The sequence below is a fragment of the Stutzerimonas chloritidismutans genome, from assembly GCF_051486945.1.
GTDB lineage: Bacteria > Pseudomonadota > Gammaproteobacteria > Pseudomonadales > Pseudomonadaceae > Stutzerimonas > Stutzerimonas chloritidismutans_B.
In genome coordinates, this window is record NZ_JAHVDX010000006.1 from 49,267 (window position 1) to 72,073 (window position 22,807).

General features: G+C 63.5%; 24 protein-coding genes. 19 read left to right on the top strand and 5 right to left on the bottom strand.

Going from position 1 to position 22,807, the window contains the following annotated elements:
• Genes KXR72_RS19570 through KXR72_RS19620 form a run of 11 tightly spaced genes read left to right on the top strand, consistent with a single transcriptional unit; the run spans position 1 to position 11,235 of the window.
• Positions 1 to 2,952: a TAT-variant-translocated molybdopterin oxidoreductase gene (locus KXR72_RS19570; protein WP_437422768.1), complete on the top strand. Its 2,952-nt coding sequence runs from the start codon at positions 1 to 3 to the stop codon at positions 2,950 to 2,952.
• On the top strand, positions 2,945 to 4,300 hold the full coding sequence (gene nrfD, locus KXR72_RS19575) for an NrfD/PsrC family molybdoenzyme membrane anchor subunit (protein WP_437422769.1): 1,356 nt from the start codon (positions 2,945 to 2,947) through the stop codon (positions 4,298 to 4,300). The genes KXR72_RS19570 and nrfD overlap by 8 nt, the downstream gene beginning before the upstream one ends.
• The gene (locus tag KXR72_RS19580) at positions 4,293 to 4,820 is read left to right on the top strand and encodes a DUF3341 domain-containing protein (RefSeq protein ID WP_437422770.1); all 528 of its coding nucleotides are present in this window, start codon (positions 4,293 to 4,295) and stop codon (positions 4,818 to 4,820) included. Before nrfD ends, KXR72_RS19580 begins: the two co-directional genes overlap by 8 nt.
• Complete coding sequence (locus KXR72_RS19585) at positions 4,817 to 5,347, top strand: c-type cytochrome (protein ID WP_437422771.1); 531 nt, start codon at positions 4,817 to 4,819, stop codon at positions 5,345 to 5,347. Before KXR72_RS19580 ends, KXR72_RS19585 begins: the two co-directional genes overlap by 4 nt.
• A complete protein-coding gene (locus KXR72_RS19590; RefSeq protein ID WP_437422772.1) occupies positions 5,344 to 6,402 on the top strand; it encodes a hypothetical protein in 1,059 nt (352 codons plus the stop codon). Before KXR72_RS19585 ends, KXR72_RS19590 begins: the two co-directional genes overlap by 4 nt.
• Positions 6,399 to 6,836, top strand: a complete 438-nt coding sequence (locus KXR72_RS19595) for a hypothetical protein (RefSeq protein ID WP_437422773.1) — start codon at positions 6,399 to 6,401, stop codon at positions 6,834 to 6,836. The genes KXR72_RS19590 and KXR72_RS19595 overlap by 4 nt, the downstream gene beginning before the upstream one ends.
• Positions 6,836 to 7,699, top strand: a complete 864-nt coding sequence (locus KXR72_RS19600) for an SCO family protein (RefSeq protein ID WP_437422774.1) — start codon at positions 6,836 to 6,838, stop codon at positions 7,697 to 7,699. Before KXR72_RS19595 ends, KXR72_RS19600 begins: the two co-directional genes overlap by 1 nt.
• Positions 7,696 to 8,664, top strand: a complete 969-nt coding sequence (gene coxB, locus KXR72_RS19605) for a cytochrome c oxidase subunit II (RefSeq protein ID WP_437422775.1) — start codon at positions 7,696 to 7,698, stop codon at positions 8,662 to 8,664. Before KXR72_RS19600 ends, coxB begins: the two co-directional genes overlap by 4 nt.
• Before the next feature lie 48 nt (positions 8,665 to 8,712).
• Positions 8,713 to 10,338 carry a cytochrome c oxidase subunit I gene (locus tag KXR72_RS19610; RefSeq protein ID WP_437422776.1) on the top strand — a complete coding sequence of 542 codons (1,626 nt, stop codon included), beginning with the start codon at positions 8,713 to 8,715 and terminating at the stop codon, positions 10,336 to 10,338.
• Positions 10,325 to 10,972 carry a cytochrome c oxidase subunit 3 gene (locus KXR72_RS19615; protein ID WP_437422777.1) on the top strand — a complete coding sequence of 216 codons (648 nt, stop codon included), beginning with the start codon at positions 10,325 to 10,327 and terminating at the stop codon, positions 10,970 to 10,972. Before KXR72_RS19610 ends, KXR72_RS19615 begins: the two co-directional genes overlap by 14 nt.
• The gene (locus tag KXR72_RS19620; protein WP_437422778.1) at positions 10,969 to 11,235 is read left to right on the top strand and encodes a hypothetical protein; all 267 of its coding nucleotides are present in this window, start codon (positions 10,969 to 10,971) and stop codon (positions 11,233 to 11,235) included. The genes KXR72_RS19615 and KXR72_RS19620 overlap by 4 nt, the downstream gene beginning before the upstream one ends.
• A gap of 108 nt (positions 11,236 to 11,343) precedes the next feature.
• Here the strand turns inward: KXR72_RS19620 and KXR72_RS19625 are convergent, their stop codons facing one another.
• The gene (locus tag KXR72_RS19625; RefSeq protein WP_437422779.1) at positions 11,344 to 12,606 is read right to left on the bottom strand and encodes a cation:proton antiporter domain-containing protein; all 1,263 of its coding nucleotides are present in this window, start codon (positions 12,604 to 12,606) and stop codon (positions 11,344 to 11,346) included.
• Between the two features lie 106 nt (positions 12,607 to 12,712).
• Positions 12,713 to 13,768: a DUF1615 domain-containing protein gene (locus KXR72_RS19630; protein WP_437422838.1), complete on the bottom strand. Its 1,056-nt coding sequence runs from the start codon at positions 13,766 to 13,768 to the stop codon at positions 12,713 to 12,715.
• Positions 13,769 to 14,002: 234 nt separating this feature from the next.
• Here KXR72_RS19630 and KXR72_RS19635 point away from each other — a divergent pair, with 234 nt between their 5' ends.
• Positions 14,003 to 14,965 (top strand): hypothetical protein, encoded by a 963-nt coding sequence (locus KXR72_RS19635; protein WP_437422780.1) that lies wholly within the window; start codon positions 14,003 to 14,005, stop codon positions 14,963 to 14,965.
• An 86-nt stretch (positions 14,966 to 15,051) separates the two neighbouring features.
• Entirely contained in the window at positions 15,052 to 15,903 is an 852-nt protein-coding gene (locus tag KXR72_RS19640; protein ID WP_437422781.1) for an AraC family transcriptional regulator, read from the top strand.
• An 8-nt stretch (positions 15,904 to 15,911) separates the two neighbouring features.
• Here KXR72_RS19640 and KXR72_RS19645 read toward each other — a convergent pair whose 3' ends face one another.
• From KXR72_RS19645 to KXR72_RS19655, 3 genes are all read right to left on the bottom strand, one after another.
• Positions 15,912 to 16,502 carry a LysE family translocator gene (locus KXR72_RS19645; protein ID WP_437422782.1) on the bottom strand — a complete coding sequence of 197 codons (591 nt, stop codon included), beginning with the start codon at positions 16,500 to 16,502 and terminating at the stop codon, positions 15,912 to 15,914.
• 83 nt (positions 16,503 to 16,585) lie between these two features.
• Entirely contained in the window at positions 16,586 to 17,227 is a 642-nt protein-coding gene (locus KXR72_RS19650) for a DUF1109 domain-containing protein (RefSeq protein WP_437422783.1), read from the bottom strand.
• Positions 17,224 to 17,790: a sigma-70 family RNA polymerase sigma factor gene (locus KXR72_RS19655; RefSeq protein ID WP_437422784.1), complete on the bottom strand. Its 567-nt coding sequence runs from the start codon at positions 17,788 to 17,790 to the stop codon at positions 17,224 to 17,226. Before KXR72_RS19655 ends, KXR72_RS19650 begins: the two co-directional genes overlap by 4 nt.
• A 211-nt stretch (positions 17,791 to 18,001) precedes the next feature.
• On the opposite strand from KXR72_RS19655, the gene KXR72_RS19660 reads away from it, so the two are divergent.
• The 6 genes from KXR72_RS19660 (at position 18,002) to KXR72_RS19685 (ending at position 22,782) form a co-directional block, all read left to right on the top strand.
• Positions 18,002 to 18,274 (top strand): BufA1 family periplasmic bufferin-type metallophore, encoded by a 273-nt coding sequence (locus KXR72_RS19660; RefSeq protein ID WP_437422785.1) that lies wholly within the window; start codon positions 18,002 to 18,004, stop codon positions 18,272 to 18,274.
• Between the two features lie 14 nt (positions 18,275 to 18,288).
• Entirely contained in the window at positions 18,289 to 19,122 is an 834-nt protein-coding gene (bufB, locus tag KXR72_RS19665) for an MNIO family bufferin maturase (protein WP_437422786.1), read from the top strand.
• Positions 19,119 to 19,904, top strand: coding sequence for an HvfC/BufC family peptide modification chaperone (locus tag KXR72_RS19670; RefSeq protein WP_437422787.1), 786 nt, complete (start codon positions 19,119 to 19,121; stop codon positions 19,902 to 19,904). The genes bufB and KXR72_RS19670 overlap by 4 nt, the downstream gene beginning before the upstream one ends.
• Positions 19,897 to 20,367 carry a DoxX family protein gene (locus KXR72_RS19675; protein ID WP_437422788.1) on the top strand — a complete coding sequence of 157 codons (471 nt, stop codon included), beginning with the start codon at positions 19,897 to 19,899 and terminating at the stop codon, positions 20,365 to 20,367. The genes KXR72_RS19670 and KXR72_RS19675 overlap by 8 nt, the downstream gene beginning before the upstream one ends.
• A 101-nt stretch (positions 20,368 to 20,468) precedes the next feature.
• Entirely contained in the window at positions 20,469 to 21,146 is a 678-nt protein-coding gene (locus KXR72_RS19680) for an HAD family hydrolase (RefSeq protein ID WP_437422789.1), read from the top strand.
• A 232-nt stretch (positions 21,147 to 21,378) separates the two neighbouring features.
• Entirely contained in the window at positions 21,379 to 22,782 is a 1,404-nt protein-coding gene (locus tag KXR72_RS19685; protein WP_437422790.1) for a DegQ family serine endoprotease, read from the top strand.
• The last annotated feature ends 25 nt before the right edge of the window (positions 22,783 to 22,807 follow it).

Sequence of the window (22,807 nt, forward strand, 5' to 3'; positions counted from 1 at the left end):
ATGGATCGTATGCCGCTCGACTACGCCGCCATCCGCCAGCGCCTCGAAAGCCAGCACGGCCCACGCTACTGGCGCAGCCTCGAGCAATTGGCGGACGAGCCGGAGTTCGCCGCATTCGTGGAAGCCGAATTTCCAGGCATCGCGCCAGAAATGGACCGACGGCGGTTCCTGCAACTCATGGGGGCCTCCATGGCGCTGGCCGGGTTGGCCGGTTGCGGGCAGGAACCGGAGCAAGGCGTGACTTATGTGAAGCAGCCCGAGCACATCATTGCCGGGCAAGCCCGTTGGTTCGCCAGCGCGGTGCCATTTGCCGGCTATGCGCAGCCAGTGCTAGGCCGGACGCACGTCGGCCGGCCAACCAAGCTCGAGGGCAACCCGGATCATCCCGTCAGCCAGGGCGCTGCGACGGCGTTTACCCAGGCGGCGATTCTTCAGCTCTACGATCCTGACCGTTCGCAGGCGCCTAAACATGAAGGGCATAGCAGTACCTGGAACGCATTCCAGCGCACGGCCATCGAGCAGGCGACGCGTGCCGATGCCGCTCAGGGGCGCGGTCTGCATGTGCTATTGGGTGCCAATAGTTCACCGACGCTACATCGCCAATTCGCCGTGATGCGCGAGCGCTGGCCGCAGGCGAAGCTCTATCGTTTCGAGCCCTGGGAGGGTGACGCCTATATGGCCGCCGAGCGGGCTACAGGCCGGGCGCTTGAAACGCACTACCATTTCGATCGCGCGGAGTGGGTCGTGAGCTTCGAGCACGACTGGCTTGGCTCGGGGCCGCGAGAGCTCTCGCAGGCAATGGCCTGGGGCGCTCGCAAACGTCGCGCCGCGGACGGTGAGGGCGAGGCGCGACTGGTCGTCGTTGAGTCCTTGTCTACCGTCACCGGCGCCAAGGCAGCCAACCGGCGGCGCGTCGAACCTGCTGAACTGCATGCTTATGTCCGGGGATTGGTGGCGGCTCTGGGCGGTGGTGCGGCACCAACGCTGCCAGACGACATTAGACAATGGGTCGACGAGCTCGCTGGGCAGTTGCAAGCGCGTCGGGGGCGGTGCCTGGTTACTGCTGGCGAATACGCGCCGCTGGATGTTCAGGCGGCTGTTCACTGGATCAACCAAACGCTCGGCAATATCGGCAAGACGCTGAGCTACAGCGAGCCTGTCACCTGGCTTGAAGTCGGCAGCGAGCGTCTGTCCGACCTAACCGAGCTGGTCGCCGCCATGCAGGCCGGGGACGTCGAGACGCTGCTGATGCTTGACTGCAATCCGGCGCATACCGCACCCGGCGACCTTGCGTTCACGGACGCCATGAGCCGAGTGCCGCTGCGCATTCACGCCGGCCTCTATTACGACGAAACGGCAGCACACAGCCATTGGCACCTGCCGCTGACGCACGCCTTGGACGGTTGGTATGACAGCCGGGCGGCGGATGGAAGCGTCTGCCTGATCCAGCCTCTGGTGCGGCCGTTCTATAGCAGCCGCACACTGGCTGAGGTGGTGGCGCTGATGATGGGTGAGCTGTCGCCGGATGCTCGCGCATTGGTTCGTCAGACCTGGTCAGCGCTCGATGACGATGCCTGGCGCAAGGCCCTCGAGCTCGGCTTCATCCAGGGCAGCGCATTTGCGCCCGTCGAAGCCAGGGCGCGCCTTCCAGAATGGGACGAAGAGCCGGCTGGCGGTGGGCTGAGTCTGCTGTTCAGGCCAGACCCGAGCGTGTGGGACGGCCGCTTCGCCAATCTCGGCTGGCTGCAGGAGCTGCCCAAGCCAATCAGCAAGCTCACTTGGGATAACGTCATTGGCCTCTCGCCCACACTGGCCGAGCGGGAGGGCATTGCAAGCGGAGATCGCGTGCATGTCACGCTTGGCCAACACCTGGTCGAAGGCCCGGCCTGGATCATGCCGGGCCAGGCTGATAACACGCTGAGCCTGTTTGGTGGCTACGGGCGCGACCGGGCTGGGCGCGTCGGTGACGGGCTGGGGTATGACTTGACGCCGCTTCGCAAGGCGGCAGAGCCCTGGTCGCGTTATGGTGCAAAGCTGACCCGGTTGGAAAGCCACACTCGCCTGGCATCAACCCAGCCGCATCATCTGCTGCATGGCAAGGAGCTGATCCGCAGCCATCCAAGAGCAGCAGCCTTCGAAGAGGTTGCCCCCAAAGCCGAGCCGGTCACGCTGTATCCGCCACCAAAGCGGGGCGATACCGCCTGGGGCATGGTCATCGATCTGGACCAGTGCATTGGCTGCAATGCCTGTGTGGTCGCATGCCAGGCGGAGAACAACATCCCCGTAGTCGGCAAGGAGCAAGTCGAGATGGGGCGCGGCATGCATTGGTTGCGCGTCGACCATTACTACGGCGGCGATCCCAGAGAGCCGACATCCGCGTTTCAGCCAGTGCCCTGCATGCACTGTGATCAGGCTCCGTGCGAAGTGGGGTGTCCCGTGAATGCAACGGTTCATGGACCGGATGGGCTGAACGAGCAGGTGTACAACCGCTGCATTGGCACGCGCACCTGCTCGTCGTACTGCCCGTACAAGGTGCGTCGCTTCAACTGGTTCGATCTCACCGAAGATGATCCGCCCTCGATCCAGCACCAGCGCAATCCCAACGTCACGGTGCGTTCGCGCGGGGTCATGGAAAAGTGCACCTACTGCGTGCAGCGCATCAGCGAAGCGCGAATCACCGCCCGTATCGAAGACCGTGACATCCGGGATGGCGAGGTCAAGACGGCCTGCCAGCAGACCTGCCCAACGCAAGCGATCGTGTTCGGCAACCTTGAAGATCCCCAGGCAGCGGTTAACCGCGAGCGCCATACCCGGCGCCATTACGCATTGCTCGAAGAGCTGAATACACGCCCGAAAACGACCTATCTGGGGCTGGTTGAGGAGCCGGCGGCATTACCCGGCGATGCAGAGCCCTTGCAGGTGCAATCGGCCAGGGGTGAGCGCGATGGCTGAGCGGCCGCACTTCTTGCCGGCCGGGATGCCGCTGGGCGCGGTATCCGAGCGGGTGCTCGATGTGCCGACCGGATTCGATCGTTACCGGCGGGCTTGGTGGATGCTATTCACTGTTAGCTGCCTGTTGCTGGGTCTTTTCGTCGCCGCGTCAGCTGTTGTGCTCTGGCGGGGTGTAGGCGTCTGGGGCAACAACATTCCGGTGAACTGGGGGTTCGCCATCCTCAACTACATGTGGTGGCTTGGTATCGGCCACGCAGGCACCTTTATTTCTGCCTTGCTGTTGCTGCTCAACCGCCCATGGCGAAACTCGCTCAACCGCCTCGCCGAGTTGATGACGCTCATGGCGGTGGTGTGCGCTGGCATTTATCCGATCCTGCATCTCGGGCGGCCCTGGCTGTTCTACTGGACAGCGCCATACCCCAACACCATGGAGCTGTGGCCGCAGTTCAAGAGCCCTACGGCCTGGGACTTCTTCGCCGTGCTGGGCTATCTCGCTGTCTCGGTACTGTTTCTCTACGTAGGCTCAATTCCTGACTTTGCCTCCGCACGAGACCGCGCGACCAAGCGGCACTACCAATTCTTCTATGGGCTGCTTGCGCTCGGCTGGCGTGGTGCGTCCTCGCATTGGAGCCACTGGCGCCGCACCTATCGGTTCATTGCGTTGCTGGCGGTCCCGCTGGTGTTCTCGGTGTCCAGTGGCTACTCGTTCCTGCTCGATCTTGCACCGGAAACGGGGTGGCACTCGACCGTATTCCCGCCTTACTTCGTCGCCGGTGCGGTGTTTTCCGGTTTCGCCATGGTGATCGTGATTGCGCTCGGGCTTAGGCGATTCTTCGGTTGGCATGAGCTGATTACCGACAGCCACCTGGACATGCTCGGGCTGCTGCTTCTAGCCACCAGCTGGATGACCAGCTACGGCTATTTCGTCGAGCCTTTCATCGCGTTCTATTCGGGAAAGGAGCACGAGATCCTGGTGACCATGAACCGAATCGCGGGGCCGACCGCCTGGAGCTTCTGGACCGCGATAGTGCTGAATCTGGTGGTGACGCAAGCGCTCTGGTGGCCGGCGGTGCGCCGTAATGGTCGGGCCATGCTGTTGATTTCGTTCGGTGTGCTGGTCGGCATGTGGTGCGAGCGCTACATGCTGATCATCCAGCCACCGACACGGGACTACCTCGTCTCCAGCTGGCATGAGTACAGCCCCTCGTTCTGGGACTGGGCACTGTTCATCGGTACCTTCGGCCTGTTTCTTGTGCCGTTCTCGCTGTTCATGCGGTTCCTCCCGATGATCTCCACGTTCGAGCTCAAGGAAGTGCTACATCGCCACCGTGGAGGCGACGATGAGTGAACGGCACTACGGCATGTTGGCCGACTTCACCAGTCCCGAGGCAATGCTCGACGCCGCGCGCGCCGCCCGTGCTGCGGGCTATCGGCGGATCGAAGCCTACAGCCCGTTCCCCGTCGAAGGCATCGAGCAGATGCTGGAGCACCGCAGTAACCGCGCGTACCTGTTGGGCATCGTCGGGGCATTGGTCGGTATCGCCATCGGGCTGGGCATGCAGGTGTATGCCAACCTCAGCTACCCGTTGGAGGTCGGTGGGCGACCACTGATCGCACTGCAGAGCTTCAGCGTCGTCACTTTTTTGCTGATGGTGGGCTTTGCCACGCTATTTGCGGTGTTCGGCCTGCTCTGGCTATGCCGGCTGCCGTTGCTCTGGCACCCACTGCATGATGCGCGCGCGTTCGAGCGCGCCACCGATGATCGTTTCTTGCTGTGCATTCGCGCCGACGACCCGCTGTACGACCGTACCGGCACGGCGCTCTGGCTGGCCGATCGCGCGGTGTCGGTCACCGAGGTGCCCGCATGATTCGCTGCCTTCTGCTCTGGGCGCTGCTGCTCAGCCTGGTCGGCTGTGACGACATGGCCAAACAGCCCCGTGCAGATGCACAAGAGGCCAGCATCTTTTTCCCAGACGGAAAGGTCAATCAGGTCCCGCCTGCGGGAACCGTGGCGCGGGGTGATCTGGCGCGAGCGTCCGTACTGGTCGAACGCCCGGCCTTGACCGTGCAACTCATGCAGCGCGGCCGCGAGCGTTTCGACATCTACTGCTCGCCGTGCCATGGGCTCGCCGGGGACGGCCAAGGCACTGTGGTCGCGCGCGGCTTTCCGCAGCCGCCGGACTTGACGGTGCCCAGGCTGGTGAACGCACCGGACCGGCATTTCATGGATGTGATCGCGCACGGCTACGGCCAGATGTACAGCTACGCGGCGCGCGTACAGCCAGCTGATCGTTGGGCCATCGTCGGTTATATCCGCGCGCTGCAGTTCAGCCGTCGAGCACCGCTGGATAGCCTGCCCGAGATCGATCGCAACACACTGGAGCAACTGCCGTGAGCGCGCGAAGACTGGCAGCGGTCGCCGCCGCGCTGGGTGCGCTCGTATGGTTGGGGTGTCTGCTGTTGGCCAGCCGGGAAACGGTGGCGGCAAGCCTGGCCAGCTTGCTGGGCATGGCCGGCATTCCGCTGGGTGGCCTGTGTCTTGGCCTAAGCGTGGCGATGGTCAGTGGCAATGCACGGGACCAATTATGGATGTGGTCGGTATTCACGGCGGGCGCCATGCCCATGCTGGCGCTCATCGCTCTGCCGGTGCTGGCGGGTGCTGGCGTGCTCTATGAGTGGGTTGGGCAGGAGGAGGGCGGCTTTCGCGGTTTCTGGCTTGCCTGGCCGAGCTTCGCGGTGCGCGGCGCGGTCTACCTGGCGCTGTGGTGGGCCTTGGCCCGATGGGTATTGCCGCTGAGTGTACGAAACCCTGCCGGGGCTGGCCTCGGCCTGATCGCCCTTGTGCTGAGCACAACATTGGCCTCGGTGGATTGGGCGATGTCGCTCGACCCGCATTTCAAATCCAGCCTCTTCGGCCTGGTCTGGTTCGGCCGGCTGATGCTTAGCGGTGTGGCGTTCTGTTGCCTGCTGGCGCTGGGGCTGGGCAGCGACCGCCTGGGTGACGGTAGGTCGGGCCGCGATAGGTCGGACCGTGATAGTTCGAACCGCGACAGGCCGGGCGTGCTGCGCGGAATGTTGGCCGCCGCGGCCTTGGCCTGGCTCTATCTGCATTTCATGCAATACCTGGTGATCTGGTACGGCAATTTCCCAGAGGAAATCCGCTGGTATCAGCATCGCGGCGAGGGCGTCGGGTTGTGGCTGACGTGGCTGCTCGGCGCCGGCCAATCGTTGGTGTTCATGCTGTTGCTCTGGCCATTTTCGCAGCGGCGCCGCGTTCTGACCGCCCTTGCAGCGGCCACGCTGGTGATGGGGCTGATAGAGGGTGCCTGGTTGAGCCTGCCGGGTTTGAACGCGCTACAGCTGCTACCGCTGGTGCTAGCGTTGGTCGCCGCCTGGGTGGCGGGGGCCGGCCTGCTGGCGCTGGCCTTGTTGCCGAGGAGGTTTCGATGAGCGTGCCGGTTGATCCGGCTTCGAAAGAAGACGGCTTCGAGCATCACGACGCCAACGTCAGGGTGCTGCTGATGATTGGCTTCGGCATCTTCGCGACCTTACTGGTGGCCGGCCTGGGCGTGGCGGGCCTGCTTTGGTGGTACGACCTGCAGCCGGACAAACCGGTTACCGCACTCGAGCGGCGAACCGAGGAACCGCCGGAACCGCGGCTGGAAAGCGATCCGCGGGCCGGTGGTAACCACGTCGCCGCGGCGGGGAGAGCGTTGATCGAACACTACGGCTGGGCCGATCGCGATGCCGGGTTCGCAAGGATTCCAGTCGATCGCGCCATCGTGCTGCTGGCGCAGCACGGGTGGCCTTCACAGGCGGAGCCTGACGCAGGCGAAACCGTCCCGCCACGGGAGCAGCAGGCTAGAGAGAGGGCAACGCCGTGATGCAACGCAGGCTCGCCCCGGTACGCCTCATCGCTGCCCTGTTGTTGGTGTGTGCGGCACTGTCCACTGCTGCGCCCGTCATGGCCGAGGCGCCTTTCGACCCCTTTGCCGCGGCTGGCATTGAGCAAAAGCCCGGTGCCCAGGTCCCGCTCGGGCTGCGCTTCGTCGACGCGAGCGGCGACCGCGTCGTGCTAGGGGACCTGCTCGGCCAGCGTCCGGTGATTCTCGCGCCGGTCTACTACCGCTGCCCGAATGTGTGCGGAGCGCAACTGGCGAGCCTGTTCAATCTCCTCTCGGCGCTTTCGTTCGAGCTGGGCAAGGACTATGAGGTGATCGCTTTCAGTATCGACCCGCGCGAAACCCCGGCTGATGCCGAGGCTGAGCGCGCCAAATTGCGAAAACGCTGGCCGCAGCTGGTGGATTCGCCTCATGTCCATTTCCTCAGCGAGGTCGCCCCGGCGTCCCAACCAGAGCCGAACCCCGCTCATCCGGCCGCCGGACGTGCGTTGGCCGAGGCGGTAGGCTTCGCCTACAGCTGGGATCCGGAGATCGGTGAGTTTGCCCACGCTTCGGCCATCGCCACGCTCAGCCCGGACGGCAAGCTGGTGCGCTGGCTCTACGGCCTCGGTTATCAACCCGACGACATGCGTTTGGCCCTGACGGACGCCGGTGAGGGCAAGGTCGGATCGCTGGGCGACCAGCTGCTGCTGCTCTGTTACCACTACAACCCGCGTACCGGCGGCTACGACAATCTGGTAATCGGCGCGCTGCAGGTCGGCGGCATCGGCACCACTCTGGCGCTGGGCGGCTTCATCGGTTTCACCCTTTGGCGTGAGCGGCGCAAGCGGGAGGGTGACGCGTGAACGAGACATTCATCCGTTTCTGGCCCGAAACGGCCTCGCGCTATGCGAGCAATGTCGACTGGCTGGTCTTCGCCTTCACCGGAATGATGATGTTCTTCGTGGTGCCGGTGTTCGTGCTGCTGGTGCTTTTCGCGTTTCGCTATCGCCAGGGCACAAAGGTGCCACGCGACCATCGCCCGCGCGGCAGCATGAAGGTCGAGATGACGTGGATCGCGTTGCCCTTCGTTGGCGCGATGGCCATCTACCTGGTGTCGGCCAGGCTTTACTACGAAGTGCGGACCCCTCCGGCGGATGCGATGGAAATCCAGGTCGTGGGCAAGCAATGGATGTGGAAATTCCAGCATCCCGGCGGGCAGCGCGAGATCAATACGCTGCACGTTCCGGTTGATCAGCCAATCAAGCTCAACATGATCTCTCAGGACGTCATTCACAGCCTTTACTTCCCGGCGCTACGGGTAAAGCAGGACCTGCTGCCGGGGCGCTACACCCAGCTCTGGTTCAAGGCCACCAAGACGGGGCGCTACCAGGCGTACTGCGCCGAATACTGCGGCACCGACCATTCGCGCATGCTCGCGGACCTGGTGATTCTGCCCGCGCAGGAATACGCGGCATGGCTGGAGCAGGCCGGCACGTCCGAAAGCCTGGCCGACCAGGGCGGCGCACTGTTCCGGCAGTTCGGTTGCAGCGGTTGTCACGGCGAGGCCAACGTTGCCCACGCACCCAATCTGAACGGCCTCTATGGCCGACGGGTCGCGCTGGAGAACGGCGACTCGGTACTGGCGGACGACGGTTATATCCGCGACAGCATCCTGTTGCCCAACAAGCACATCGTGGCCGGCTTCGAGCCGATCATGCCGAGCTTCGACAACGTATTGGATGAAGAAGCAGTGCTGCGCCTGACGGCTTATATCAAGTCCCTCGGGCATATCGGCGAAGGAGGGGAAGATGGCTCCGACCCGCCTTGAACCGACACCACCCGCACCTGGCTCGCCTCGGCAAAGGAGTTACACCCGTTGAGCGAAAAGAATACCGCCGCAAATCAGCGCCCCAGCTATCTGGCCGACGAGCATGGGCTGCGCACCTGGTTCATGACCACCGATCACAAGCGCATCGGGATCATGTACCTGATCGCCGTCACAGCGTTTTTCTTTCTTGGTGGGCTGGCTGCCAGTGCAATCCGCATCGAGCTGATCACGCCCGAAGGCGACCTGCTGACCGCCGATGGCTACAACCGCGCCTTCACCCTGCATGGCGTGGTGATGGTGTGGTTCTTCCTGATCCCGTCGATCCCGGCGGTGTTCGGCAATTTCCTCATTCCGATCATGATCGGCGCGAAGGACATGGCCTTTCCCAAACTGAACCTCTTCAGCTGGTATCTGCTGGTGGGCGGCGGGGCGTTTACGATCTTTGCGCTGCTGGCCGGCGGGGTGGATACCGGGTGGACGTTCTATACACCGCTGTCGACGATGTTCAGCAACGGCCACGTAGTGGCGGTGATCCTCGGGGTGTTCATCACCGGGTTCTCCTCGATCCTCACGGGGCTGAACATCATCGTCACTATCCACACCCTGCGTGCACCGGGCATGACCTGGTTTCGCATGCCGCTGTTCTGCTGGTCGCTGTACGCCACCTCGGTGATTCTGGTGCTGGCTACGCCGGTGCTGGCGATCACGCTGATCCTCGTTGCCGCCGAGCATCTGTTCCACATCGGTGTGTTCGACCCGGCGTTGGGTGGCGATCCGTTGCTGTTTCAGCACCTGTTCTGGTTCTACAGCCACCCGGCGGTGTACATCATGATCCTGCCGGCCATGGGCGTGATGAGTGAGCTGGTCACTGCCGCCGCGCACAAGCGCATCTTCGGCTACAGCTTCGTCGCCTATTCGAGCCTGGCGATCGCGGTGATCGGCTTCATGGTCTGGGGGCACCATATGTTCGTCGCGGGCCAGTCGATGTACGCGAGCATGGTGTTTTCACTGCTCAGCTTTCTGGTCGCCATTCCTTCGGCGATCAAGGTCTACAACTGGACTGCGACGCTTTACAAAAGCAACCTGACCATCAATGCGCCGTTCCTTTATGCGGTGACCTTCATCGGTCTGTTCGTGGTAGGCGGCGTGACGGGCCTGTTCCTGGCGCTGCTGGCGGCCGACGTGCACGTGCACGACACCTATTTCGTGGTCGCGCACTTCCACTACATCATGGTCGGCGCTGCAGTGGCGGGCTTCTTCGGCGCGCTGCATTTCTGGTGGCCGAAGATGACCGGGCGGATGTATTCGCAGCTGTGGGGCAAGATCGCCGCGGTGATGATCTTCCTCGGGTTCAACCTGACCTTCTTCCCGCAATTCCTGCTCGGTTACCTGGGCATGCCGCGGCGCTACCACAGCTACGGCGAGGATTTTCAGTTCCTCCACGTGTTGTCCTCTGCCGGCGCGGGGATTCTCGCAGTGGCCTACATTCTTCCGTTCTTCTATCTGATCTGGTCGCTGCGCTATGGGCCGGTCGCCGATGATGATCCCTGGGACGCCGCTGGGCTCGAGTGGCGCACATCCTCGCCGCCGCCGACGCACAATTTCGTCGAAACACCGATCGTCGATTTCGAAGCCTACGAATATCCGCCCGAGGCGACTCATGGCCGTTCGTAAGGGATACCTCGCCGAGCAGTTCAGTACTGCCTCGCAGCAGCGCGAGGCGACCTACCTGGGCATGTGGCTGTTCCTGGCCACGGAAATCATGATGTTCGGCGCCTTGTTTCTGGTGATCGGTTACTACCGGCTGCAATATCCAGCGCCGGTCGCGGAGGCGGTGCATCACTTGCATTTCGTCCTGGCGGGCTTCAACAGCGCGCTGCTGCTTACCGCCAGCCTGTGCATGAGCCTGGTAGTCAGGGCGTCGCGTCAGGAATACCACCAGCATGTGCAGCGGTGGTTGGTGCTAGCCGCTTTGCTGGGTTTGGGCTTTCTGGGTCTGAAGGGCTTCGAATATGCCTGGGAGTACAGCGAAGGGTTGCTTCCCGGCTCGCCGAACGAGTCACCGCTCAAGGACCCGGCGTCGCGCTTGTACATGGCGATCTACCTGTTCTCCACGGGCCTGCACGCCGTGCATGTGTCGATTGCCGTCGTGCTGGCGCTTGGCATGGCCGTGCGTATTCACCTTGGCCACATGAAGCTGCCGGAGCGCGCGATTACGCTGGAGATGGTCGGCCTCTACTGGCATCTCGTCGATGTCATCTGGATTCTGCTCTACCCAGCGCTGTATCTGTTCGGGAGACCGGCATGACCGTTCGCAACCTCTTGCTGACGTACCTCGGCCTGATGCTGTTGCTGGCAGTCAACGTGCTCGTCGCCTGGCTACTACCGGGTTGGTCCCGTTGGGCCTTGCTCGGTGCCGCGGGCCAGGCGGGCCTGGTGATCTTCGGCTTCATGCAGCTTGGCCAGCATTCCGCGTTGATGCGCTTCTTCGCCCTTGGCGCGGGATTTTGGCTGCTGTTCATGTTCACCTTGACGCTCGTCGATCTGCTCACCCGCGAAGCGGGGTACTGACCCTGCGCCGAACCCTCTCGCCAAAGCCGACAGCGAGCACGGCAGCCTGGAAGACATGATCGATTCGATCATCGAGGGAACGATCGCTCCAGCGTCCGTCGTTTCCAATCAATGATGCGGCTCATCCAGATACGCGGTGCTGCGCGGCGCAGCGCCGGGGCGGCGCGAATACAGGCGTGACAAGGGTGCTGCCGACACGCCGTGGACCATGATCGAAGCGAAGATCAATGCGCTCGCAGCGTGCCAGTAGAGCGGATCATGCAGGTGACTGTGCGCGAGCGCTGAGTAGTAGATCGCGGCGATGCCAATGGGCCCGAACCAACCGAGATAGAGCGAGTCCCGGGTGTTCAGTGTGTCTCGCCACGCCGGCGAAAGCAGCAGTAATACCGGCAGCCTGCGCAGCAGCAGGATCAGCACCGCGAGTGTCAGCAGCGGCCAGCTTAGAACAGCCCACTCGTGTAAAGGCAGGGCGATGCCGAAGAGTACGAACATGGGCAATGTAAAGAGCTTGGCTACCGCTTCCTGAATATTTTCCTCTTCATGCTCTTCACGCTTGTTGCTGGCCAGATTGAAAGCCAGCCCGGCAGCGAATACGGCCAGCACCCCGTCGGTCTGGATGAGCTTGGCGAGGCCTAGTGTTAGTAACGAGAAGGCTACGGTGTAGCCAAGTAAAGAAGTGCTGGCGACCAGCTTCTTGCGCTCAGCGAACCTGAGCGCCCTGGCCGCGATGAAGCCCACTATTGTGCCTAGCAGCGCAGCGCCGCAAATGCCGATCAGTACTGAGTCGACCAGCCAGTGCGACCAGGCCTCGTCTGGTGCATGGCTGAGCATGAGTATTGGCAGCATGGCGAACCCGTAGGCCAAACCATCATTCGCACCGGATTCGGCCGAAAGGGTGGTGCGCAGGCGCAGCGGCAGATGCTTCTTGGCGAACTGGCCGGTGACGATCGAACTCGCTACCACCGGATCGGTCGGCGTGATCGCTGCGCCCAATAGCAGAGCTGCCCACAGCGACAAGCCCAGCAGCCAGCCGACCAGTACCGAAGACGCCACCCACATACCGAGCATGCCGAGTATTAGCAGCAGGACGACAGGTCTGAGCATGGCCTTCAACGCGCCACGCTCGAGTCGCAACGCGACGCCCATCAAACCGATCGCCAGTGTTAACCGTGCGGCTTGTTCGAGAATGGTCAGCGGCTCGCCCCAACGCGCCAGGTCCAGCCAACCGAGGCCATGGGGGCCAACGGCTAGCCCGACCAGTACCGCGAGGGCGGGTTCGGAAATCGGGCTGCGCTTGATCAGTGCCGAGAGCAGCGCAATGCAGACGGCGACGGCGCCCATTACGGCAAGTGCAACGTTGAGCTGGGTCATCGACACTCCTGTTCGGTGAGTTACCTCACTTGGGAGTGATCTGTGCTGCAAAATGTTTCCGTCGTCGCCCTAAGCATTACGCAACAGCTCGAACAGGCGGTCTGATCTAGCTGCCCGCGCGCTTCATGCATGCCAGGTGGCGGTCGTTCACACGGTTGGCGAACCAGGCAGTGGTCAGGTTGCGGGTGATCTTCGGGCTTTCCAGGCGAATCCCCGGCAGCACCGCGCGCGGGAGCGGTTTGCCAGCGCGTTTTTCAGCCAGTTCGAAGACGCGTTCATACAGCCGCGTTTTCTCGAAGCCCTCGGTATCTCCACGCACCAACGCGTTGCGGATGGCGGTCTCGCTCATGTCCAGCTTGGTGGCGAGTGACCGTACCGCCGTTTCCGTCTGGCCGACCTTGCTGCTGCCATGGATGATCAGATCGCCGTCGAGCGCGAGCTTCCGGCCGCTGGCGCGCGCCACGGCATTCTGGAAGGCCGCGTTGCGGCTGGCGTACCAGCCGGCGTTGAAATCGGCGAAGCGGTAGAGCACGCGGTCGTAGCTGGCCGGGTAGTCGAGCAGGTGGGCGATGCCGAAGAACATGCCACCGCGACGCGTAAATACCTCTTCACGGATCGTGCCCTCACGGGAATAGGGGTAGTCCCGTGCGCGAGACTCGGCGAAGGCGATGCTGACCTGCATCGGGCCGCCCGTTTTGACCGGGTTGAACGTGCCGAACAACTGCTTGCCCAGCGGCACGATACTGACGAAATCGTCGAAAATGGCGCTCAGCTGGCTTTCGTTACGCACCGCCGAAAGCCGCTCGTTGTAAGTCTTGCCGGTCGGTGATTGCACATCCAGTGCGGCATTTACCACGAAACGCGGGACATGGATCCGCGCGGCCCGGCGATAGATCTCCTCGCGCGCGATCTTCGCCAGGCCCGGTACCGGCGGAGTGGCCTGGAAAGTGGATTCCTGCACCGTCACCGCCAGTACGGCGCAGATATTTTCGTTGTTGGCGGGTATGTCCAGCGTATCGAAGGCGGTGTAGATGTCCTGGGCCCATCCCTGGCGATCCGGGATATTGCTCGGTATCAGGCGGACTATTTTCGCCTTCACCTCGTCAGGGCGCGGCGCGGGCGGACCAGGCGGCTGGGTGCTGCACCCGGCTAGCGTCAGCATTAGCAAGGCGGCGAGGGCGGTTGTGTGCCGACGCACTGCGTGAGCGTCGATGCGAATACGGCGAATCGAAGAGCTGAGAATCATGCGGACCTGAGCGTGAGCAATCGTTGTGCTTCGGACATTACAACAGGCGACGCCGTTCTGTGCCGCCGTGGCGGGAACTTGCCTTGCGTACGTGGGCCGAATCGAGGCGGACACCTTTCCTGCAGCCGCACCATCGAACGAGCATCGACCATGAGCGAACCACATTTCGACATCCGCCGACTCGAGCGCTACGACAGCACCACACGCGAGTACCTGCTCGCCATCATCACTGACGAAGACCACGCCTCCCAGGTCGAACTGGGCGATGGCGAGATCGGCTGGCAGTCGACGTTGCGCCATGACCGCCTGCATCGTGAGATCGACCCGCACTCGGGCCAGCCGCGTTATCGCTTCGAGGATATTCCCGAGCACGCCGGCGGTGAATTTCAGTTGGTGAGCCTGATCGCCGAAGGCGGGCGCGGCGCGGAGTTCTCGGAGCTCGCGATGTTCGGCAAGCGGTTGGTGACCTTTGACGACCGTACCGGGCTGGTCTGTGAAATCCGCGACCAGAATCAGCTCATCCCTCGCAACATCCTCATGACGGGCAGCGGCGACGAGGCCTTCAAAGGCTTCAAGAGCGAATGGGCAACGCTTTATCACGACCGTTTGATCGTCGGCAGTCATGGCAAGCGGCCCACCGAGGAATGGGTGAAGTTGCTGGACCGGCACTACGGCGTGCAGAGCGTTGATTGGTCCGAGCGCTACCAGCGTATTCGCGAAGCCTTGGGCGTCGGACCGGACGGATACGTCATCCACGAGGCGGTGGAATGGCATCCATATCGGCGCGAGTGGTTGTTCTTCCCTCGCAAGATTTCCACGGCGCCGTTCGACGAGGCTGTGGACGAGCGCGAGCGCGGCGGCAACACGTTGATCATCGCGAGCGAGCACTTCAACGAGATCCGTACGCTGGAGGTAGGCGAGCGGATTCCGGAGCGCGGCGTGTCATCGTTCAAGATCCTGCCGGGCCACCCTGATGAATGCGTCGGGCTGAAAAGCGTGGAGATTGGCGAGCGGACCGAAAGCTACCTGTTCTGCTTCAACCTCGACGGCAAGGTGCTACAGGAAGACCTGTTCATTGGGGACTACAAGTGCGAAGGGCTGGAGATTCTCTGATAGCGAAGGGAACACCAAAGAGCGAACGGCGAAGGCCTCGATTTCAGCTAACCTGACAGGCCGTAAAGCATCGCCAGGGTTTGACCATGCGCCAGGCAAGAGCAAGCACTCCGTCTAACAAGGCGGACTCCAGTTTCTGGCGCGACTCGGCGCTGCCCTTCATCGAGTCGCGCACCGTGCTGGACGGTCGTCGTGTCTGCTACGCACGGCACAGCCACGACACCTTCTCAATCGGCCTGATCGACAGCGGCGCCAGCACCTACCTCAACGGTGATCATCTTTGCCGGATCGAGGCGGGCACCCTGGTGTTGATGAACCCGGGCGACGTGCATGCGTGCAACCCCATCCAGAACCAGCCTTGGGCGTACCGCATGCTCTATGTGGATGCCGCCTGGATCGCGGAGCTTCAAGACGCGCTGGGCATGCCCGGAGCAGGCTTTCGTCGCTTCGCCCCGATCCTCACGCGCGACGAGCCGTTGCAGGCCGGGTTTCGCCGGCTGCACAGGGAGCTGACCGATCCGCATGCCGATTCGCTACGCAAGCAGGGCGAGGCCGTCGCGTTTTTCACCCTGCTACATGAACGCCTGGTGGTGCAGCCTCGAATCGACAGCCACGCTACGAAGCTGCAGCGCGCTGCCGAATTCATCGCCGACAACTATCAGCGCCCACTCCGGCTCGAGGAGATCAGCCAGGCCGTAGCGGTATCCCCTTCGAGCCTGATCCGGGGCTTCAAGAAACAGTTCGGCATGACGCCGCACGCTTACCTGACCAACCGACGTGTGCAATTCGCGCGCGCCGAGTTGCGTCGGGGGCGGCCCATTGCCGAAGCCGCTTTGGCAGCCGGCTTCGCGGACCAGGCGCATCTGCAACGTGCCTTCAAGCACCTGCTGGCCGCGACACCAGGCCACTACCGCAACGTGCCGCGTGCTCAGGCTTAGCCCACCGATCACTCGCTCACGAGCAGATAAAGCGCGCAGGCAACCAGCAGCAGCGCCATCAGCCAGTTGAACGCGCGTACCCGCCGCGGCTCGCTCAGGTGGTGCCGCAGAAAGGTCCCTGCATAGGCCCAGCAGGCAAGCGAGGCGTAGCAGATAACGAAGTAGATCGCCGCAAAGCGCCAGACGGCCATCGCGTCATCACCCGCGGCGAACAGCCCCATGCCGGCGACCGACGCCAGCCACGCCTTGGGGTTGAGCCATTGCATCGCCGCACCTTGCAGCAGGGTCGGCTGCACGGCCGCGCCGTTGGTATCCAGCCGACCCTCATCGCGCATGAGGCGCCAGGCCATGTACAGCAGGAAGGCGACGCCCGCCAGGCGAATCGATTCGGTCAACCAGGGCCAGCGCGCCAGCAACTGGTCCAACCCCAGGCCAATCGCCAGCAACAGCAGGGTGAAGCCCAGCGTGCCCCCGCTGACGTGGCGCAGGGCAGGCCGCATGCCGAATTGGGCGCCGGCACTGAGCGCGACGATGTTGACCGGGCCGGGCGTGATAGATGAGGCCAGCGCGAACGTGGCCATGGAAAGCAGCAGGCTCATCGAAGCTCCTTGTGTTCTCAATGACAGGAGCGACGATAGGAATTGGCCTCGCGGCGGTATTGAAGAAAATGCGCGTTGTTGGATTACCAGCGGAGCAGGCGCGGGCCGAGCAGGGCGCCGATGAGCGCAGGCACGGCCATGCCGAGCACGTACCAGACGGCCCAGAACGCAACGCTCATCTCCGGACAGTGCAGGCTGTAGACCAGCGTCGCGGTCGAGCTCGCCAGCAGGCCGCCGGCCGCACCGGCAAGACGCGGGCGGGTCGGTGCCAGGCCCCGAATAGCCCAGAACACGCAGAAGAACGTCGGAATCGAGAGCAGCGCGATGTTCACCGGGCAAACCCGCCAGGTTTCGCCGAATACCAAGAGTTGCCTGCTGCCCGACGGGACGCTTATCAACAAGCCCAGCGCGGCCAGCCAGATGGCCGTCAAGGGCGTGGCGATGGCCGCCCAGCTGGCCCCTACCGCCATGCCAGGGCGGGCCAGCCGCGTCGTTATCCATAGGCTGCCCGCGAGCAACGAGGCAGGAAACGCGAGCTTGAGCCAGAACAACGGGGTGACAGCGACCTCGGCGAGATCAGGACGGATGCCCAGAAACATCAGCAGCGCCAGCACGCCCAGTAACAAGCCAGCCGCAATGGCGAAGGTGAAGCGCCGGGCAACGATCCGCCGGTCTACCGCCGGGGCGTTGCTGGCGAGCATGTCGATCAACTCGTGCGTGTTCATCGGGAACCTCCAATCAGAGCGGCCAGTGCTTTCAGGCCACGGTGGACGCCGACTTTGACCGCGGACGTCGAAAGCCCAGTGCGCCGGGCGGTTTCCTCCACCGACAAGCCCTGCAGCTTGACGTGCAGGATCGGCAGGCGCTGCTTGTCCGGTAAGCGTTCCAGCAGCTTGGACAGGTCGCGCTGAGCCTGTTCAGCCTGCTGATCCTCATCGGAGAACAGCTCGGCCTGGTCATCCAGCGGGTCGTGCAGCGCCTCGTGCCGGGCATGAGCGCGGAAATGGTCCATCAGCTTGTAGCGCGCGATGGCCTGCACCCATGCCGTCAGGGGCTGGTCGGCGCGGTAGGTGTGCCGCGCATTGTGGACCGCGAGCAGGGCTTCTTGCAGCAAGTCCTCGACGGCTGCCGTCTGCAGGCGTCGCCGAAGGAAGCTGCGCAGATGCGCGCCGAGCAACGTGAGGAATTGCCGGTAGGCCGCTGCATCGCCGTCGAGCCCCTGCAGGAACAGGCGCTGCAGATGCGCCTCGCGCGCCTTCAGCGCCTCATGACTGGTAGTTCGTTCCATCGGTTGCCCTGGTTACACGAGGGTAAAGAATCGATGTAGCGCCTGTTTGCGCCAGGCAGCAGCGGCCCGGGCGCGCCGCTACGTTAGGGCGGCCTCATTTAAATCTCAAAATTTTTTTCACGCCGCTGTAACCGGCATCGCAGCGCCGGCGAATTACTGGTCGAGCTGCCGGCAAGACCGCAGGCGGCCAAATTACCTTAGGAGAATAACCATGAAGACTCTCGCCCTTGCCGCTGCAGCCGTTGCCCTTGCGTCCATCGCCGCTGGCGCCACCGCCGACGACAAGAAGGAAGGCGCCATGGAAAAATGCTACGGCGTCTCGCTTGCCGGCCAGAATGATTGCAAGGCCGGCGCCGGCACCAGTTGTGCCGGCACCTCCAAGATGGATTACCAGGGCAACGCCTGGAAGCACGTTCCCGCCGGCACTTGCACCTCAATCAAAACACCCAACGGCATGGGTTCGCTGACCCCGATCGAATCCTGACAAGAGGCGCTGTCATGAGCATGCGAGTCGATCTGGGTGCGGGCCTTGGGCTCAAGCCCGAGCATTACGAGGCAGCGCATACCTGTGCTGCTTCGGGGATCTGGTTCGAGGTGCACCCGGAGAACTACATGCTCGGCGGCGGGCCGCGCCTGGCCTGGCTGGAGGCGATCGCCGATCGCCATCCGGTCTCGCTGCACGGTGTGTCGCTGTCGCTGGCAGCCGATTGCGCGCCAGACGTGGCCCAGCTGCAACGTTTCGCGGCGCTGGTCGAGCGGGTTCGACCGGCGCTGGTGTCCGAACACCTCGCCTGGTCCGCCTGGCGAGGCCAGTACCACCCCGATCTGCTGCCGTTCCCGCGGACCGGGGCGGCGCTGCGGCGCCTCGTCGACAACGTCCAGCGCACGCAGGACGCGCTTGGGCGAGCGATTGCGGTGGAGAACCCCAGCCATTACCTGCAAATCGAGCATGACTGGGATGAAATCGACTTTCTAGGTGAGCTGGCGCGCCGCAGCGGCTGCGGCTTGCTGCTGGACGTCAACAATGTGCATGTCAGCGCGCACAACCTGGGTTTCGACGCGGCCGGTTACATCGACCGCTTCCCAGGCAACCTCGTCACGGAGGTGCACCTGGCCGGACACAGTATCGATAGCCTGCAATCCGGGTTATTGATCGATTCGCACGATGCGCCGGTGGCCGATGCGATCTGGGCGCTCTACGCGCGGCTGATCCACCGCATCGGCGCGCGGCCGACCCTGATCGAGCGCGATGACCGCGTGCCGGCCTTCGCCGAATTGCTGGTCGAGCGCGACCGTGCGCAGCAGCTGCTTGATCGCAGGCGGGCGGCATGAAGACATCACTCACCGCGTTTCAGGATGCGTTCGTGGCCGCGCTCCAGGGTAGCGGTCCGGACTCGAGTGGCGGCTGGCTGCGTGCGCTCACCGCACAGCCGGGCTTTGCGGTATACCGCAACACCGTCCTCAAGGGCTGTGTGGATGCATTGAGAGCGAACTTTCCCACCGTAGAGCGGCTGGTCGGCTCCGATTGGATGGCTGCAGCGGCGGCCGCCTATGCCTGGCAATCGCCGCCAACCCGCCCGCAGCTGATCGACTACGGCGAGGGATTCGCCAACTTTCTGCAGCGTTTCGAGCCGGCCCGGCCGCTGCCTTATCTGGCCGAGGTTGCACACCTCGATCGGCTCTGGCTCGAAGCGTTCGCTGCTGCAGAGCAACCTCGGTTGACGTTGCAGGCGCTCAGCACGATGTCGCCGCTGCAATTGGCCGGGTTGCGTCTGGCGCCCTGCGCCGCAGCGCGCTGGCATTGGTCCCCGCTGCCGGCATCCACGCTGTGGCGCTGCAACCGCGAGGCTGTCGATCTGCCGGATCCGTTGCCGTGGCAGGCAGAGGGCACGCTGATCTGCCGGCGCGGCGGCGTCATCCACTGTTGGGCGCTGAGCCAGGGCGGCTGCGCCTTTCTCGACGCGTGCGCAACTGGCCTTTCCCTCGACGCCGCCTCGGCCGCAGCGCTCGAGGTCGAGCCGATGCTGGATTTCAACGAGTTGCTGGCAGTGCTCTTCGCGGCCAACGTTTTCACCGATCACGGACCACGACAGACAGGAGACGACCATGACTAGCCTGAATCCCCCGGCGCCGACCCTCGCGGCGCGCTGGCACCACTGGAACCGACTCGCGGCCTGGCTGCAGCGGCTCATCAGCGATTCCACCCTGAGCCTGGTGGCGCGCCTGGCAATTGCCGTGGTGTTTTTTTATTCCGGGCGGACCAAAGTCAGCGGCCTGCTTACGCTCAAGCCGAGTACCTATAGCCTGTTCGAAACCGAGTACGCAGTGCCGCTGCTGTCGCCTCATCTGGCCGCGCACTTAGCAACCTACGCCGAACATCTGTTTCCGCTGTTGCTGGTGCTCGGCCTGCTGACCCGGTTGTCCGCCTTCGCGCTGCTGATCATGACGCTCGTGATCCAGATCTTCGTCTACCCTGACGCCTGGCCGACGCACCTGACCTGGGTTGGCTTGATGCTGGTCGTGATCGGCCGCGGTGCCGGTCGCTGGTCTGCCGATAGGCTGTTGGGCATTCGCTGAAAAGGCTCCCACGGCAGCCAAACTTGGCCGGCGCAGGGCAGTCCAAGGTGCTCAAGCCTGGCGTCGCTACGCCTGTGGCGAATCTACCAAAGGGAGACTTGATGGCTTCTATCGACCTGCTGATCAGTGACTGCGACGGCGTGATCGTCGACAGCGAAATCATCAGCCACCGTGTGCTGTTCGAGGCTTTGAGCCTGCACGTGCCGGCCGAGCGCCTGCACGAGGCGCTGGAAGGCACGTTCGGCCTCACCGTGCCAAGCATCATCGACCTGATCGAAAAGCGCTTTGGCCTGAACCTGCCCGAGACCTTCGACAGCGACCTGCGCCTGCAGTCAGAAAAAGTCGTGGCCGACGAAGTGCAGGCGATTCCAGGCGTGCGCGAGGCGCTGATGGCCATCGACCTGCCGCTCGCAGTAGCGTCCAACAGCCGGTTGCACAATGTCGAATCCTCGCTGCGGCGCGCCGGCCTGACCGAGCGGGTTGCCGGTCATATCTTCTGTGCCGAGATGGTCGCCTCGCCTAAACCGGCACCGGACGTCTATCTGTTGGCGGCTGAGCGCATGGGCGTAGCGCCGGGCCGGTGTCTGGTCATCGAGGATAGCCCGACCGGCGTGCTGGCCGCGCGGACCGCAGGGATGCAAGTCATCGGTTTTACCGGGGCGAGCCACATTCCAGAGGGGCATGACCAGGCGCTACGCGAACTGGGCGTGACCGCTGTGATCAGTCGGATGCAAGATTTGCCGGCGCTGGTGAATCAACTGGCTGGCTTAGCGGAATAGGGTGGGCGAAACCTTACTTTTCCTTTACCTAGCGCTCACACGAAGCTGACTTTCGTTCGCGTAGAGTCTCGGACAGGCTGACGGAACAGCCCGCTCCCCCTTGGTGGGTCCGCCATGTCCGGCTTGGCCTCTGGCCGCTGGGCATGGCCGCCCGCTGTTTTTAGGTTCAGGTTGCGGGTACGGGCCGCTCCAGCGATAGCACACTCAACATACGTCGGGAGACAAAATCACCATGTTACTTCGCAGCAAGTTCCTGGCGGTCGTGACAGGCGTCGCACTGTTCGGGCAGACGCTCGTCGCTCACGCCGATCTACCGGATTTCACCCCGCTGGTCGAAGACGCTTCGCCGGCGGTGGTCAACATCAGCACCAAACAGAACGCACCCGTTCGCGGCGCCGCGCAGATGCCCGACCTGGAAGGCATCCCGCCCCAGTTCCGTGAATTCTTCGAGCGTGGTTTGCCGCGCCAGCCGGATCGCCAGCGCGAGGCGCAGTCGCTGGGCTCGGGCTTCATCATTTCCAAGGATGGTTACGTCCTGACTAACAACCATGTCGTCGAGAACGCCGACGAAATCATGGTTCGCCTGCCTGACCGCAGCGAACTGCAGGCCGAGCTCGTCGGCGCGGACCCACGCAGCGACGTCGCCCTGCTGAAGATCAAGGCCGACGAAGACCTGCCGACCGTCAAGCTCGGAAAGTCCGACGACCTCAAGGCCGGTGAGTGGGTCGTGGCGATCGGTTCGCCGTTCGGCTTCGACCACACCGTGACCGCTGGTGTGGTGAGCGCGACCGGCCGGACGCTTCCCAACGAGAGCTACGTGCCCTTCATTCAGACGGATGTGGCGATCAACCCCGGCAACTCCGGTGGCCCGCTGTTCAACCTCGACGGCGAAGTCGTGGGTATCAACTCGCAAATCTTCACGCGGTCGGGCGGCTTCATGGGGCTGTCATTCGCCATTCCGATCGATGTCGCCATGGACGTGGCCAACCAGCTGCGTGACGAGGGCAAGGTCAGCCGCGGCTGGCTTGGCGTGGTGATCCAGGAGGTCAACAAGGACCTGGCCGAGTCCTTCGGCCTCGAGCGTCCGGCTGGTGCGCTGGTCGCCCAGGTGCTCGATGGCAGCCCGGCCGCCAAGGGTGGCCTGCAGGTCGGCGACGTGATCCTGAGCCTGAATGGCAATTCCATCGATATGTCCGGTGATCTACCGCACCGGGTCGGCGGGATGAAGCCGGGCGACACGGCCAAACTCGAAGTGGTCCGCGATGGCAGCCGGCGCACGGTGAACATCACGATCGGCGCGCTGCCGGATGATGACGCCCAACTGGTCGCCGGTGGTTCGGGTGGCTCGTCGGCGAGCAGCAATCGACTCGGGGTAACCGTCGGTGGGCTGTCCGACGAGCAGAAAAAAAGCCTCGAGGTCGAGAGTGGTGTGGTGGTGCGTGACGTGAGCAATGGCCCGGCGGCGCTGATCGGCCTGCGCCCCGGCGACGTGATCACTCACCTGAACAACCAGGCCATCGACAGCGTGAAGACCTTCACCAACATCGCTGAGAAGCTGCCCAAGAACCGCTCGGTGTCGATGCGGGTGCTGCGTGAAGGGCGCGCCAGCTTCATCACCTTCAAGCTGCCGAATTGATCGCGGCGCTGCATGACGTAAGGGC

What these genes read in the sequence shown, in the direction of transcription:
- nrfD (WP_437422769.1), top strand. Translation starts at nt 2,945, where the DNA reads ATGGCTGAGCGGCCGCACTTCTTGCCGGCCGGGATGCCGCTGGGCGCG.
- KXR72_RS19650 (WP_437422783.1), bottom strand. Translation starts at nt 17,227, where the DNA reads ATGAACACGCACGAGTTGATCGACATGCTCGCCAGCAACGCCCCGGCG.
- KXR72_RS19615 (WP_437422777.1), top strand. Translation starts at nt 10,325, where the DNA reads ATGGCCGTTCGTAAGGGATACCTCGCCGAGCAGTTCAGTACTGCCTCG.
- bufB (WP_437422786.1), top strand. Translation starts at nt 18,289, where the DNA reads ATGAGCATGCGAGTCGATCTGGGTGCGGGCCTTGGGCTCAAGCCCGAG.
- KXR72_RS19680 (WP_437422789.1), top strand. Translation starts at nt 20,469, where the DNA reads ATGGCTTCTATCGACCTGCTGATCAGTGACTGCGACGGCGTGATCGTC.
- KXR72_RS19645 (WP_437422782.1), bottom strand. Translation starts at nt 16,502, where the DNA reads ATGAGCCTGCTGCTTTCCATGGCCACGTTCGCGCTGGCCTCATCTATC.
- KXR72_RS19595 (WP_437422773.1), top strand. Translation starts at nt 6,399, where the DNA reads ATGAGCGTGCCGGTTGATCCGGCTTCGAAAGAAGACGGCTTCGAGCAT.
- KXR72_RS19675 (WP_437422788.1), top strand. Translation starts at nt 19,897, where the DNA reads ATGACTAGCCTGAATCCCCCGGCGCCGACCCTCGCGGCGCGCTGGCAC.
- KXR72_RS19660 (WP_437422785.1), top strand. Translation starts at nt 18,002, where the DNA reads ATGAAGACTCTCGCCCTTGCCGCTGCAGCCGTTGCCCTTGCGTCCATC.
- KXR72_RS19625 (WP_437422779.1), bottom strand. Translation starts at nt 12,606, where the DNA reads ATGACCCAGCTCAACGTTGCACTTGCCGTAATGGGCGCCGTCGCCGTC.
- KXR72_RS19685 (WP_437422790.1), top strand. Translation starts at nt 21,379, where the DNA reads ATGTTACTTCGCAGCAAGTTCCTGGCGGTCGTGACAGGCGTCGCACTG.
- KXR72_RS19570 (WP_437422768.1), top strand. Translation starts at nt 1, where the DNA reads ATGGATCGTATGCCGCTCGACTACGCCGCCATCCGCCAGCGCCTCGAA.
- KXR72_RS19580 (WP_437422770.1), top strand. Translation starts at nt 4,293, where the DNA reads ATGAGTGAACGGCACTACGGCATGTTGGCCGACTTCACCAGTCCCGAG.
- KXR72_RS19620 (WP_437422778.1), top strand. Translation starts at nt 10,969, where the DNA reads ATGACCGTTCGCAACCTCTTGCTGACGTACCTCGGCCTGATGCTGTTG.
- KXR72_RS19670 (WP_437422787.1), top strand. Translation starts at nt 19,119, where the DNA reads ATGAAGACATCACTCACCGCGTTTCAGGATGCGTTCGTGGCCGCGCTC.
- KXR72_RS19635 (WP_437422780.1), top strand. Translation starts at nt 14,003, where the DNA reads ATGAGCGAACCACATTTCGACATCCGCCGACTCGAGCGCTACGACAGC.
- KXR72_RS19600 (WP_437422774.1), top strand. Translation starts at nt 6,836, where the DNA reads ATGCAACGCAGGCTCGCCCCGGTACGCCTCATCGCTGCCCTGTTGTTG.
- KXR72_RS19640 (WP_437422781.1), top strand. Translation starts at nt 15,052, where the DNA reads ATGCGCCAGGCAAGAGCAAGCACTCCGTCTAACAAGGCGGACTCCAGT.
- KXR72_RS19655 (WP_437422784.1), bottom strand. Translation starts at nt 17,790, where the DNA reads ATGGAACGAACTACCAGTCATGAGGCGCTGAAGGCGCGCGAGGCGCAT.
- KXR72_RS19630 (WP_437422838.1), bottom strand. Translation starts at nt 13,768, where the DNA reads ATGCTGACGCTAGCCGGGTGCAGCACCCAGCCGCCTGGTCCGCCCGCG.
- KXR72_RS19585 (WP_437422771.1), top strand. Translation starts at nt 4,817, where the DNA reads ATGATTCGCTGCCTTCTGCTCTGGGCGCTGCTGCTCAGCCTGGTCGGC.